The organism is Hymenobacter norwichensis DSM 15439 (genome assembly GCF_000420705.1).
Lineage (GTDB): Bacteria > Bacteroidota > Bacteroidia > Cytophagales > Hymenobacteraceae > Hymenobacter > Hymenobacter norwichensis.
Genome location: NZ_ATVL01000008.1, coordinates 27,205 through 40,987 on the forward strand (window position 1 = coordinate 27,205; position 13,783 = coordinate 40,987).

Annotated in this window: 10 protein-coding genes; 7 read left to right on the top strand and 3 right to left on the bottom strand. The window is 61.6% G+C overall.

The features are described from left to right. The first annotated feature begins 142 nt into the window (after positions 1 to 142). On the top strand, positions 143 to 2,407 hold the full coding sequence (locus G536_RS27470; RefSeq protein WP_022823678.1) for a tetratricopeptide repeat-containing sensor histidine kinase: 2,265 nt from the start codon (positions 143 to 145) through the stop codon (positions 2,405 to 2,407). Between the two features lie 17 nt (positions 2,408 to 2,424). On the opposite strand, the gene G536_RS0111165 is transcribed toward G536_RS27470, so the two are convergent. Then, positions 2,425 to 4,947 carry a sigma-54 dependent transcriptional regulator gene (locus G536_RS0111165; RefSeq protein WP_026880064.1) on the bottom strand — a complete coding sequence of 841 codons (2,523 nt, stop codon included), beginning with the start codon at positions 4,945 to 4,947 and terminating at the stop codon, positions 2,425 to 2,427. 249 nt (positions 4,948 to 5,196) lie between these two features. Between G536_RS0111165 and G536_RS30600 the strand changes: the two genes are divergently transcribed. From G536_RS30600 to G536_RS0111190, 5 genes are all read left to right on the top strand, one after another. Then, complete coding sequence (locus G536_RS30600; protein WP_022823680.1) at positions 5,197 to 6,132, top strand: helix-turn-helix domain-containing protein; 936 nt, start codon at positions 5,197 to 5,199, stop codon at positions 6,130 to 6,132. Between the two features lie 99 nt (positions 6,133 to 6,231). After that, positions 6,232 to 6,750: a PPC domain-containing DNA-binding protein gene (locus G536_RS0111175; protein WP_022823681.1), complete on the top strand. Its 519-nt coding sequence runs from the start codon at positions 6,232 to 6,234 to the stop codon at positions 6,748 to 6,750. A gap of 89 nt (positions 6,751 to 6,839) precedes the next feature. Next, positions 6,840 to 7,706, top strand: coding sequence for a helix-turn-helix domain-containing protein (locus G536_RS0111180; RefSeq protein WP_022823682.1), 867 nt, complete (start codon positions 6,840 to 6,842; stop codon positions 7,704 to 7,706). A gap of 225 nt (positions 7,707 to 7,931) precedes the next feature. Further along, the gene (locus tag G536_RS0111185) at positions 7,932 to 8,720 is read left to right on the top strand and encodes an SDR family NAD(P)-dependent oxidoreductase (protein WP_022823683.1); all 789 of its coding nucleotides are present in this window, start codon (positions 7,932 to 7,934) and stop codon (positions 8,718 to 8,720) included. Between the two features lie 109 nt (positions 8,721 to 8,829). After that, the gene (locus G536_RS0111190) at positions 8,830 to 10,212 is read left to right on the top strand and encodes an FAD-containing oxidoreductase (RefSeq protein WP_022823684.1); all 1,383 of its coding nucleotides are present in this window, start codon (positions 8,830 to 8,832) and stop codon (positions 10,210 to 10,212) included. 85 nt (positions 10,213 to 10,297) lie between these two features. Here the strand turns inward: G536_RS0111190 and G536_RS0111195 are convergent, their stop codons facing one another. Both G536_RS0111195 and G536_RS0111200 read right to left on the bottom strand, forming a co-directional pair. Beyond that, positions 10,298 to 11,545: an NAD(P)/FAD-dependent oxidoreductase gene (locus tag G536_RS0111195; protein ID WP_022823685.1), complete on the bottom strand. Its 1,248-nt coding sequence runs from the start codon at positions 11,543 to 11,545 to the stop codon at positions 10,298 to 10,300. A gap of 121 nt (positions 11,546 to 11,666) precedes the next feature. Further along, a complete protein-coding gene (locus G536_RS0111200) occupies positions 11,667 to 12,734 on the bottom strand; it encodes an NADH:flavin oxidoreductase/NADH oxidase (protein ID WP_022823686.1) in 1,068 nt (355 codons plus the stop codon). A 385-nt stretch (positions 12,735 to 13,119) separates the two neighbouring features. Here G536_RS0111200 and G536_RS0111205 point away from each other — a divergent pair, with 385 nt between their 5' ends. Continuing rightward, positions 13,120 to 13,743, top strand: coding sequence for an alpha/beta hydrolase (locus G536_RS0111205; RefSeq protein ID WP_022823687.1), 624 nt, complete (start codon positions 13,120 to 13,122; stop codon positions 13,741 to 13,743). Positions 13,744 to 13,783: the final 40 nt, after the last annotated feature.

A 13,783-nucleotide genomic window follows, 5' to 3' on the forward strand; every position in this document is an offset into this window, starting at 1 on the left:
AAACGTAGCGGGCCCCGGCAGCCAGCAAAAGGTATAAATCATGCATTCGGTGGTATTTTAAGTGCATCGGCGGGGCCAGTACCGCCATCGGCCACCGCGCAGGCAGTACCTTGCAGGGGCCTTATCACCCCGGCCTTGTGTTATGAAGCGTCTGCTGCTGTTGCTGCTTTGCGGGTCTTGGCTTACCAGCCAGGCCGAGCCGCTGTACCCGCTGCTGAGCGCCGCCGCCCTGGATAGCCTGCACGCCCAGCTGCGACAGAGCCGGCCCGATACCAACCGCGTGCACCTGCTGCTGCAACTAGGCACCGACGTGCTGGCCCGGAGCGAAGAGCTGGATACCGATTTCCGGCCGGCCTGGGGCTTTTATCGGCAGGCCCAGGCCCTGAGTGCAACGCTACGCTACCAAACCGGCCTTATTACCTGCCTGTATCTGCAAGGCCGGCTACAAAGCACCGCCGCCGCCGATACCACCGGGCTCCGTAGCATCCGGCGGGGCATTCAGCTTAGCCAGCTGCAACACCGCCCGCGCCTGGAGGCCTTGGGCTGGTATTACCTCGGCAACGCCTACCCCCGCGTGGCGCAGTATTTCCCGCTCAGTATTGTCTGCTTTCAGCGTTCTGGCAACTTGTTCCGGCAACTGGGCCGCCGGCCCGAAACGGCCTACATGCTCAAGCAGGTCGCCGACATGCACTTGCTGCAAGGCCACTCGGGGCTGGCCGTGCATGAACTTGAGCAGGCCGTGGCTTTATACAAGGCGGCGGGCCACCCCAAGCTGCACTACTCCTACGACCTGCTGCTGGCGGCCAACCGGCAACTGGGCGACTACAAAGAGGCGCTGCGCTACGGCCTGGCCACCATCGAGAATGCGCAGACCACCCACGACACCGTTTCCATTGCCGGGTTCTACTCCCGGGTGGCCGCCCTCTACAACGAGCTAGGCGAAACCGACCAGGCCCTGCGCTACTACCAGAAAGTATTGCGCAACAATCAGCTTACGCACTCCTCCGAGGTGGCAACGGCCGGCGACATTGCCGGCGTGCTCATCCAGCAGGGCAAGCCCCAGCAGGCCCTCGACTTCTACTTGCGCACCACCAAGGGTAAGACCAGCCTGGAGCCCCGGGTCCATGCCCAGCGCTTAGCTACCTTGTACGTAGCCCTGAAACGGTACCCGGAGGCCGAGCAGCAATATGCCAAGGTGCTGGCCCTCCCAAAAAGCAAGCCCCTGAGCGACATGAGCCGCATGTACCTCAACCAGACCTTAGGCCAGTTTTACCTACTCACCAAGCGCTACGGCAAGGCCCGCGGGTATTTCCAGCAGGCCCTCCAGGAAAGTGAGCACAGCGGCTTTCTGGTGGGGAAGTCGCGGCTGCATTTGCTGCTGTTCCGCGCCGATTCGGCCCAGGGCAACTTCCCGGCGGCTATTGCGCACTACCAGCAATACAAGGCCCTCAACGACTCGGTGTTCAACGACCGAAAAAACCAGCAGGTGGCCCGCCTGCAAGTGCAGTACGACACCCGCAAGAAAGAGCAAAACATTGCCCTGCTCACCAAGCAAACCCTGCTTCAGCAAAGCAGCCTCCAGCAGAAAGACTTTCAGCGCAACGCCCTGCTCACCGGGGCCGTGCTGCTGACGCTGCTGCTGGGGCTGGGCTACAACCGCTACCGCCTCAAGCAGCGCAGCAACCTGCTGCTGGAAGCGCAGCAGCAGGAAATCAACCAGCAAAACCAGTCGCTCCAACACGTGCTGAGCGAAAAGGAAGCCCTGCTGCTGGAGAAAGACTGGATGCTGAAGGAGATTCATCACCGCGTAAAAAACAACCTTCAGGTAATCAGCAGCTTGCTCGATACGCAGTCGGATTACCTGAGCGACCCGGCCGCGCTGGCCGCCCTGCGGGAGGGCCAGAACCGGGTGCACGCCATGGCCCTCATCCACCAGAAGCTCTACCAGTCCACGTGCACCGCCGGGGTAGCCATGGCCGAGTACATCCGCGAAATAACCGACCATCTGCTGGATTCTTTCGACCACCAGGACACCGTGCGCACGCAACTGGCCGTGGAGCCGGTGGAGCTGAACATCAACCTGGCCACGCCCCTGGGCCTCATCCTCAACGAAGTACTCACCAACGCCCTCAAATACGCGTTTCCACCGCCCCGGCGCGGTATTATCAGCATAACCCTCACCAGCCTGGGCCACGGCCACTACCAGTTGGTAGTAGCCGACGACGGTATCGGTTTTCCGCCCGGCTTCATGCTGGAAGACCACCGCACCATGGGCCTGACCATTGTGCAGGGCTTGGCCAGCCAGCTCAACGGCGCGCTGCATATCTCACAGACGGACGGTGTACGCATCAGCCTGGAGTTTGCGGTAGGCGCCAAAGTGGCTAATCCGGCGCTGTTACCAGTCTGAGGCGGTTGCGTACGCGGCTACTTGAGCGGCGTAATCTCCAGCTTTTTCATGCGCGACTCCAGCGTGGTGGGCCTGAGGTCGAGCAGCTCGGCGGCCCCGCCCTTGCCCCGAATGCGGTTGTTGGCCTGGGCCAACGCCGCCAAAATGGTTTCCCGCATGGCATCCTGCATGGGCTTCACGGCCCCGGCCGGGGCGTACGTACCAGCGGGCGGCGGGCCACTCAGCAAGGGTTCGGCCAGTTCCAGGGTGTTGGAGCGGGCCAGAATGGCGGCACGTTCCAACACGTGCTCCAACTCCCGGATGTTACCCGGCCACGGGTAGTGCTGAAGTTGGTGCAGCATGCTAGTGGCTAGGCCGGTGAGCGGCTTGCCCAGCTTTTTGCTGATTTTTTGCAGGAAGTGCATAGTCAGCGGCAGAATATCTTCGGTGCGCTCCCGCAGCGGCGGCACCAGCAGCGGAAACACGTTGAGCCGGTAGTACAAGTCGGAGCGGAACCGGCCGGCGGCTACTTCCGCCCGCAAATCCCGGTTGGTGGCCGCAATGATGCGCACGTCCACCACAATGGGGCCTTTGCCGCCGATGCGCTCAATCTCCTTTTCCTGAAGTACCCGCAGCAGCTTGGCCTGCACTTCCAGAGGCAGCTCCCCAATTTCGTCGAGGAAGATGGTGCTGCCGTGGGCCAGTTCGAACTTGCCCAGGCGCTTGTCGGTAGCACCGGTGAAGCTGCCCCGCTCATGCCCAAACAGCTCCGACTCGATGAGCTGCGGCGGCAGCGCGGCGCAGTTCACCTTCACCATCGTGTGGGTTTTGCGCTGGGACAGGTTGTGCACAGCTCGCGCAATCAGCTCTTTGCCGGTGCCCGTTTCGCCCAGCACCAGCACGGTGTAGTCGGTGGGGGCCACTTGCCCAATGCTCTGGAACACGCTCAGCAGCGCCGGACTCGTGCCAATGATTTCCTCGAAGTTGTGGCTGGTTTTGATTTCCTCGCTCAGGTAGGTTTTTTCCTGCTCCAGTTGCTCGCTTAGCAGCTTGATCCGCTCGAAAGCCAGCAGGTTCTCCAGCGCCAGCGCCAGTTGGGCACTCAGCTCCTGGAGCGTGAGCAAATCCTTGGCCGTAAACGCATACGCCGCCTTACTGGCCAGCACCAACGCCGCCACCGGCTGCCCCTTAATAAGGATGGGCACGTACATAGACGATTTCAGACCCAGCTGCTCACCATACAGCTGCGCTACCAAACTCCGCTCCTGCACCTCCTGGGACTGCGGCCCCACGTTCAGGGCCGGTTGCAGCAGCCATTGTTCCATGTCGGCCACCAAGTGCTGCCATTCCAGCGGGGATACGGTGGCCGGCAGGGGCAGTTCGTCGTCGGTTAGCAGGGTAAAGCCGTTGGCCTTTTTTAGCACGGTAGCGTCGAAAGGGGTGGCGCCCAGCATTCGGCCTACGCGGTAGATGCTCAGCAAATCCACGCCGGGCAGCAGCTCGTTGATGGCGGCGGCCACCCGCGGCACTATTTCGCGCATGTCCTTGCCGTTCTGAAACGCGCTGGCCACCGCCAGCTCGGCGGTTTTCAAGTTGCGGCGGGCTTCTATTTCCTCGCAGGCCAACAGGTTGTCGAGGGCCAGCGCAATCTGCGGGATAATGAGCCCCACAGCTGCGTAATCGGCGGGCGTGAAGCCGATGGGCACGGTGCAGGCCAGTTGCAGGCTGGTGAACGAGTGGCGCTTGAGCAGCACCGGAAACACCATCAAAGACTGCACCCTGAACGTGTCGCGGCTGGCGCGGGCCGTTAGGCTGTGGGCGCACAGTTCCTCGAACGCCGGCCCAGTGAAGATGCCGGGCTGCTCCCCGAGCTGGTCGGGCGGTTCGCGGAGTAGCTTATCGAGCAGCTCATCGGAGGCCGCGGGGCCCAGCAATGCCGGCAAATGAATCCGCTCGAAGTTGCCCAGGGCCGTTTTGCGCAGCATCACCCAGTAAAAGGATTGTTCTTCGGGCAGCCCGATGCGCAGGTTGAGAAAGGAAAACGGCACCAGCTTATCAATCTGGGCGGCAATGGCCAGGCACAGCTGGTCGCGGTCCTGGATGGTGATAATGGCATTGTTGACGGCCACCTGAATCTGCTGCTGCTGCCGCAGTTGCACTTCCTCGCCGTGGGCATGGCGGTAGCGCGCTAGTTCCAAGGTCGTCAGCACGTCTTTTTCGCGGAAGGGCTTGTTGAGGAAACCGAACGGGCGCGTGACTTTGGCGGCTTCCAGCACGTTGTCGGAGAGGTTGGCCGACAGAAACACGAACGGAATCCGCTGGCCGGCCAGCCACTGCGCCAAGTCGATGCCGGTTTGCTCGCCTTGCAAAAAGATGTCGAGCAGCACCACCATAGGCACTTGCTGCGCCACCAGGGCCTGCGCTTCGGCCACTGATTTGGCCAGGCCCGTCACCTGGTAGCCCGCCCGGAGCAGAATCCGCCGCAGGTTATTGGCGACGATAAACTCGTCCTCGACAATGAGAATGGAGGCTAAGGGCGCAAGTTCAGAAGCGGTAAGCATAGGAAAAACCAGCCGGAGCATAGCGCAACGCCGGCATGCAGCGAAGGTACTCAACGCCTCCAAAGCCTCCGACACAGCCTCCGAAATATCGGAGTCTCCACTAGAGCGGAGCTTCCGCAGCTTTTATCAGAACCCCACATATTTACACAAGACACTTTCAATCAGAAAGTTGACAATAATAATATAGCTTACTTCTACCTTCGGCACTGCGTTGGCACTGGCGGCAGAGTATCCTACTGCTACTCTATCATGCTTTTTTCCACACGCCCTTCCTCCCTCGCCCAGTTTGCCCTTGGTTCGTTGGCTGACTTGCGGCAGGAAGTTCAGCCCCTCGCCAACTCGGCGGCTTTCGTTCGGTGGCCGCAATACACCGTAGTAGTTGAAGACGCGCCAACCGGTACCAATCAGCAACTGGCTGCGGGCTCTTTGCGGCTATATTTCAGTGCCCCCGGTCAATTGGCGTTGGCCACGGTACCAGTGCAGGCCACCGGCCAGGTGCTGCGTTTTTCCGAAGAATTCGTTGGTTTGGCCGCCGATGAGCAGGATTTGCTGCTCTTCAATCTGTTTCACCGGCCCGATACGGGCAGCCCCTTGGTGGTACCCGCCGCGCAAGCCACGGAACTACGGTTTTTGCTGGCTAGCGTGCAGCGGCAGGCCACCGCCGAAGCGCCGCTGGGGGTGGCCTTGCTCCGCTCCTACCTGAAAACCCTGCTGATTTATTGCCTGCATCTGAGCCAGCAGCAACCCGTGCTACTGCCGCCCGCAGCGCCCAGCCTGTTTCTGCGGTTTCGGAAGCTACTGGAGCAGCACTACCGAGTGTGGAAATCGGTGGCCGAATACGCTGCCCACTTGCACATCACGGCCAATCACCTGAGCACCGCCATTAAAAAGGAAACCGGACTACCGGCCAGCACCCACATCCGGCGGCGCATTGTGCTGGAAGCGCAGCGGCTGGTGTCCCTGCGCGACATTCCGCTGAAAGAAGTGGCCTACCACCTGGGGTTCGAGGACGTTTCGCACTTCAGCAAGCTGTTCAAACGCTCAACGGGCGTCACGTTTTCCAGCTTCAAGGAGCACGTTTGGACCCAGTACGGCACCTACTCCAACAGCACCGACTATGCGGCGCACCCCGCCCATGCCGTAGGTATTTCGTCTAGCCGGCACTACCCGCTTTCGGCGGCGTAGGCTTGTTGTCGGGTGCATGTTTCGCCTCAACCAGCTCCTTTCTGTTAACGGGCACTGCCGGCCACGCGTACTAGCTACCTCTCGCTCGTACTCTCTATTATGATGCACAAACTGGCTTTACTTTTCACGCTCAGCCTCGGCCTCACGCCGCCGCTCCTCGCCCAAACCCGCCGTATGCCTACTGCTGCCACCTCCCCGTCGCCCAAATACAGCCGCACGCCCAACGGCTTTCTGATGGTGCTGCGGCCCGGCGACAACGTGCTGCACGAACTAGAGCAACTGGCCGTACGCGAGAAAATTCCCAGCGCCAGCTTCACAGGGTTTGGGTTCGTGCACCCCACGTTCGGCTTCTGGGATGCCAGCAAGAAAGACTACAACCCTAAGTCGTTTCGCAACACCGAGCTGGCCAGCATGACCGGCAGCATCGCCTGGAAAGACGACAAGCCCGCCCTGCACGTGCACGGCGTGGTTACCGACCAGAACTTTGTGGCGTATGGCGGGCACATTCTGGCGCTGGAAGTCAGCACCGGCTCCGTCGAAATTACGATTGTGGTGCAGCCCCAGCGCCTCACCCGTGAGGTGGACGAAAGCACCGGCGCGGCCGTATTGAAGCTGTAATTGCGTTGGCGGAATGCCGCAAGCAGCGCGGCTTGCTTCGCTTGCTGCCCTGCAATCCGCTTGCCTATCCTTCCTGATTCCCTTGCCTTATGCCTTCATTCGTTGATATTCCGCGGCTTTCGGGCCAGGCCTACCACCAGCTCTATTTCCAGGGCGAGGGCCGCAGTTTGGCGCCGGTGCCCAGCGGCAGCAGCACCATCGAGCACTTCGAGATTCATCGGCGCGACGACTTTCGCTACAAGTGCAAGGATACCATTGCGGCCAACCGCATTGATTTCTACCTGATTTTCATTGTGACGGGCGGGGAGGGCATCCACACGTTTGGGGACGAGCAGCACTACATCAAGGAAGACATGCTTTGCTTTATCGGGCCCAACACCATCACCACTTGGCAAACCACGGTGGCCGACCACCAGGGCTATTTCTGCGCGTTTTCCGAGGATTTCTTTAATGCCGACCGCGCCGACAAGACGCTGTTGCGCAGCCTGCCGTTTTTCCGGGTGGGCGGCGGGGCCAGCGTGCTGCCCCTGCAACCCGAGCAAACCCGCTACTTCCTGCGCTTGATGCAGGACATGGAAACGGACTACCGCTCCGGCCAGCCCGACCGGTCCGCACTGCTGCGTGCCCAGCTCAACCTGCTCATTCAGCGGGCCTACACCTTTTACCGCGCCGGGCAGCCCCAAGCCGAGCAGGCCCACTCGGCGGGGCTGCGCATCACCAACGCCTTCCTGGCACTGCTCGACGAGGACCTGGCCGCCCTGGCCGGCAACCGCCCTTTCCGGCAGCACACCGTGAGTGAGTACGCTGAGCGCCTGCACGTCAGCCAAAACCACCTCAACGACACCGTACGGCAGCATACGGGCCGCTCGGCGGGCACCATCGTGCACGATGCGCTGGCCAAAGCGGCTACCGGCTACCTGGTTAGCTCCGCGCTGTCGGTTGGCGAAATTGCGTAGCGGCTGGGCTTCGGCAGCGCCACCTATTTTGCCCGGTTCTACCGCCGCCACACCGGCCAAAGCCCCACCCAAGTGCGCGTCAGCCGCCTCGAAACTCCGGATTCCGTAGAAAGTGCCCGTCATTCCGTAGCCGTGGGTGGCTAGCCAGCCGGACCTTTGCCGTTACAAAAATGCAGCGCCCCCGCAGACTGCTGCGGGCCACCAGACATTCCCAATCATTCTTCTATGGACTTACAACTGCAAGGCAAAACCGTCCTCATTACGGCTTCTACCGGCGGCATTGGGCTGGAAATAGCCCGCTCTTTTGCCCGCGAAGGCGCCACCGTCATCATCAACGGGCGCTCCGAAAAAAGCGTAGAGCAAGCCATAACCGAACTCCGCCAAAGTTTACCCGCGGCCCAGCTTCTCCCGCTGGCCGCCGACAATGCCACGCCCGAAGGCGCCGCCCAAACCATTGCGCAGTACCCCGCGGTAGATGTGCTGGTCAACAACCTTGGCATCTACGAAAACCACGATGTATTCACGCTCACCGATGCCGACTGGCAGCGCCTGTTCGAAGTGAACATCCAGAGTGGCGTGCGGCTTTCGCGCCACTACCTGCCCGGCATGATTGCCCGCAATACCGGCCGGGTGCTGTTTATTTCCAGCGAATCGGCCATGACGGCCGACGAGGAAATGGCGCCCTACAGCGCCACCAAGCTCATGCAGCTCTCTATTTCGCGCAGCCTGGCCCAACGTACTCAAGGCACCAACGTCACGGTGAACTCCCTGCTGCCGGGCTCCACCCTCACGCCCGGCGTGCAGGAGCTGGTGAAGAAGGTGTTTCCCGACGACGAGTTTGCGGTAGGTGAACGGCGCTTTATGGCCGAAAACCGGCCCACCTCCATCATCGGCCGCCTGATTCGCCCCCAGGAAATTGCCGATTTTGCGGTATTCGTGTGCAGCGGCTTGGCCGGGGCCATCAACGGGGCGGCGTTGCGGGTGGATGGTGGCATCTACCGCAGCGCGGTGTAGCGGCGGCCCCGTTTCGGAAGGTATTTTGCAGCCCGCGCCGGGAGTTTCGGCGCGGGCTGTTACTTTGTATCTATACTGGCTGTCAGGCCTTCACGCTACCCCTTTTGCCATGACTCACTCCTTTGATGCACTGATTATTGGCGCGGGACAGGCGGGTCCTTCGCTGGCGGGGCGGCTTACCGCCGCCGGCTGGACGGTAGGTTTCGTGGAACGCAAGAACTTCGGGGGCACCTGCGTCAATACCGGCTGCACGCCCACCAAGGCCATGATTGCCAGCGCCAAAGCGGCACACACGCTCCGCCACGCCACCCAGTTCGGCCTTGCGCCCGTGCCGGATTTCACAACTGACCTGGCGCAGGTGAAAGCCCGCAAAGATGCCATTGTGGCGGCGTCGCGCAAGGGCCTCGAAAGTTGGCTGACCCAGATGCCGCGCTGCACGGTGTTCCGGGGCACCGCCCGGTTTGTGTCGCCTACGGCTATGCAGGTCAACGACGACGTGCTGGAGGCCAAGCACATTTTCCTGAACGTGGGCGGCCGGCCCGCCAGTCCGCCGCTGCCCGGCATCAACCAGGTGCCCTACCTCACCAGCAGCACGATCCTGGAGCTGGAAGAACTGCCCGCCCACCTTATTATCGTGGGCGCAGGAGCCGTGGGGCTGGAATTTGCGCAGCTGTTTCGGCGGCTGGGCTCACAAGTAACCATTGTGGAGCGCAACCCGCGCCTGCTCCCCCACGACGATGAGGACGTGGCAACGGCCGTAGCCGAAATCCTGACCAACGAAGGCATTACGCTGCGGCTCGGGGCCGAATGCATTGCGCTGGCCCAGGAAAACGGCCAGCCGGTGGTGCACGTCAGCTGCGAGCAAGACCCCACCTCCAGCCGGGGCTCACACCTGCTGCTGGCCATGGGCCGCCAGCCCAACACCGATGATTTGGCCCTCGAAAAAGCCGGTTTGCAAGCGGATGCCCGCAGTTTTATTCCCGTTGATGAGCAATTGCAAACGACCGTGCCGGGCATTTGGGCGCTGGGTGACTGCAACGGCCGGGGCGCCTTCACCCACACCGCCTACAACGACTTCGAGATTGTAGCCGCCAACCTGCTCGACCACGGCCAGCGTCGCGTCAGCGAGAGGCTGCCCGTGTCGGCCATTTACGTGGACCCGCCTTTCGCTAAAGTTGGCCTCACGGAAGCGGATATGCGCGCCGCCGGCACGCCCGTGCTACTCGGCAAGCGCCCCATGACCAAGGTGGGCCGGGCCGTGGAGAAAGGCGAAACTCAAGGCTTTATAAAAGTGCTAGTGCACGCCGAAACCGACCAGATTCTGGGAGCCAGCATCGTGGGCGTAGGCGGCGACGAGGCCATTCACTGCATCATAACTGCCATGTACGCCCAGCAAACCGCCGCCTTCATGCGCCGCAACATGTTCATTCACCCCACCGTGGCCGAACTGATTCCGACGGTGTTCGGGGAGCTGAAGCCACTGGCCAAGTAGCCTAGTTGCGTCCCGCCAGATCGGCTAGTGCGCCAGCTTGCGAGGTCGGCAGCCCGTCCACACGGACAAAACAACTGGCTTGTAGCTAGCTGGTTGCCTTATCGACTTCTGCCAGGTATTTATGCACCAGCGTTACGGCCATAGCCCCTTCGCCCACGGCCGAGGCCACCCGTTTCACAGAGTTGAGGCGCACGTCGCCAGCTGCGAAGGACCCGGGCACGCTGGTTTCGAGGTGGTAGGGCGGGCGCGGCAGCGGCCAGCACTCGGGAAATTGGGGGCGTCCCGCCAAGTCGTTGCCCGTGACGAGGTAGCCATTCGGGTCGCGGATAATGGCGGTTTCGGCGGCCCAATCGGTGTTTGGCTTGCCCCCAATGCAGATAAAAAGCTTGCTGGTTGGGTACCAGGTTTCGGTGCCATCCACGGAGTTGAGCAGCTTGATGCCTTCCAGCAGCTGGTCGCCGGCTAGCTCCTGCACCGTTGAATGGTACAGGATTTCGATGTTGGGAATAGTCGTGACGCGCTTTACCAGGTAGTCGGAAAGCGTGGCGGCCAGGCTGCCCTTGCGAATTACCATGTAGACCCGCCGGGCAAAACCCGCGAAGTAGGATGCCGCCTGTCCCGCAGAATTGCCCCCGCCCACGATAAACACGTCCTTGTTGCTGCAAAAAAGCGCCTCGCTAGCTCCCGCGCCGTAGTACACGCCCTTATTGAAAAACCGGCCTTCGTTGGGCAGATTCAGCTTGGCGTACTCCACGCCCGTGGCGCAAATGTTGGCGCGCGCCACCAGCTTAGCCCCGCCAGCCAAATCGACGTGGATACGGTGGTTGTAAAACGAGCCCTTGATGCCTTCGCGCAGCAGCAAAATATCCACCCCAAACTTGAGCGCCTGCTGCCGGGCGCGCTCGGCCAGCTCGGCCCCGCCAATGCCCTCCGGAAAGCCCATGTAGTTCTCAATCAGGGAACTGGTGCCGGCCTGTCCGCCCACCGCCTCCCGCTCGACGAGCACGGTGCGCAGGCCTTCCGAAGCGGCATATACGGCCGCGCTCAGCCCCGCCGGCCCGGCCCCGTAAATGGAAACGTCGTACTCCTGGTAGCTGGGCTTGGTGATCCAGCCTAGGTGCTGCGCCACCTCCTCCACGGTGGGATTGAGCACCAGTTGGCCACCGGGGAAGGCAATGGCGGGCACTTGCGCACCCGCTGCCAAGCCAGCCGGCAACTGTTGGGCCTCGTTCAAATCGACCCAGTCATACGCCACCACGCTGCGCTGCAAAAAGTCGCGCAGCGGATAAATATCCGGCGAATCGGGGGTGCCGTAGAGCGTCAGTTTGTTCATAAATCGAGAGGTTGATGAAAGTGACGCAGCTCAGGGTAGCCAGGTTTTCCCGTAACCCACCGGTGCCGCTCTGCCCGTCAGGTGCCCATGTAGCCGCCGGCTGGTAGCTGGCGGCTGGCTGTTAGAAAGCGCGGAGATACTGCACGGGTACCGGCGTTTCGGTGTGCAGGGCTTTCGCGGCGCGTAACGGGAAATACGGGTCGCGCAGCAGCTCCCGGGCAAGTACCACTAAATCGGCTTGGCCGCTGACGACAAGCTCATTGGCTTGTTCGGGGGTGGTAATAAGGCCCACCGCGCCGGTGATGATGCCCGTATCGGCTTTGATTTTTTCGGCGTAGGGCACTTGGTAGAGCGGCACCACTTTGGTTTTGTCGGGCATGCCGAAGCCACCGGCGGAGGCCGTTACTACGTCCACGCCGTGCTGCTGCAACACCGCCGTCAGGCGTACCGAATCAGCCAAGTGCCAGGCGTGTTCCTCGTCGGAGAAGTCCACGGCCGACAGGCGGACCAGCAGCGGCATTTCCGCCGGAATAGCCTCCCGGATGGCGCGCACGGTGTCCACCAAAAACCGGATGCGGTTTTCAAAGCTGCCACCGTATTCGTCGGAGCGGTGGTTGGTGAGCCCGGAATAGAACTGGTGGAACAAGTAGCCGTGGCCGGCGTGTAGCTCAATGGCATCGAAACCAGCTTGCACCGCCCGGTGGGCCGCGGCGGCAAAATCAGCTACCAGCGCCTCTATTTCCGCAACGGTCAGGGCCTCGGAGGTTTGCTGCTTATCCAATGACACAGCGGAGGCGCTTTTCGTGGTCCAGCCGCCCTCGTTTAGGGGCAGGTAGTGGAAGCCTGCCGTGGGGTGCGCGTGGCTGCCCTTGCCGCCAGAGTGCCAGAGCTGCACCGCTATTTTGGCGCCCTGGGCCTGCACAAACTGCACTATCGGCTGCCACGCTGCCACTTGGGCTGCATTCCACAAACCGGTATCAAACAACGTATTGCGGCCGGTAGGCGTCACGGCGGTGGCCTCAGTAATGATCAAGCCCACGCCGCCCACCGCCCGGCTACCCAGGTGCACCAAGTGCCACGCGCCCACTAGGCCATCGGGGCTGCTGTACTGCTGCATCGGCGACATAACCAGCCGGTTTTTCAGCGTCAGGCTGCGGATTTGCAGCGGCGAAAACAAGGAAGCACTCATAGCTTAGCGGTGATAATACGTTAGGATTTCATGCAGAAAACGGGTTGTTCTTGCTCGTAGCAGCCCGCGCTTGACGGGCAAGCCACCGGCAAAGGTGCCGGGCCCGTCAAGCGCGGGCCATAGCCAAACCCTGCAATCGGTGGTATATTTTACTGTTTCAGGTGGCGGCAGGCGCGGGCTTACGGGTGGTTGATGCTGGAAATGCACCACCGATTACAGGATTTAACCCTGGCCCGACCAAGCCGTTACCCCGTTCTTTGCCGCTTCGCGTAGCAGAACCGTAGGCCTAGTTAGCCTTCTGCCTCGTTTCCTTGTTTACCACTGCGTTCGGCACTCCGCGCGGCCGGCATCCTTCACGAAATCAGCAATCCGTACTCTCTATCTTATGTCACAGCCCACCGTCCATACCGCCGGGCAGCCGCTCGCCACTGCCACCAACGCCCTGATTCTGGTGCACGGCCGCGGGGGCAGCGCCGCCGATATTCTCTCGCTGGCCAACCACCTGCACGTCCAGGATTTTGCTTTGCTGGCCCCGCAGGCCGCCCAAAACACCTGGTACCCGAACTCCTTTCTGGCGCCACCCGCGCAGAATGAACCTTCCCTTTCCACCGCGCTGGCCACCTTATCCGGCCTAGTGGAGAGCTTGGAAAAACAAGGTATCCGGCACGAAAACATGTATTTCCTGGGTTTCTCGCAGGGCGCCTGCCTCACACTGGAGTTCGTGGCCCGCAACGCCACCCGCTACGGCGGCGTGGTGGCCTTCACCGGCGGCCTGATTGGCGACCGAATCTACCCGGAAAACTACCGCGGCCACTTTTCCGAAACGCCCATCTTCATCGGCACCAGCGACCCGGATTTTCACGTGCCCGTGGAGCGGGTGCGCGCCTCTACCACGCTGCTCAACGGCATGGGTGCCCACGTCACCGAAAAGGTATACAAGAACATGGGCCACACCATCACGCAGGAGGAAATCAGGCTCGCCAACTCCTTGATTTTCACGAAAAGCTAACCGCCACGCTTCGCCTTATCCTGAGCGGCCGTTAGCTAAT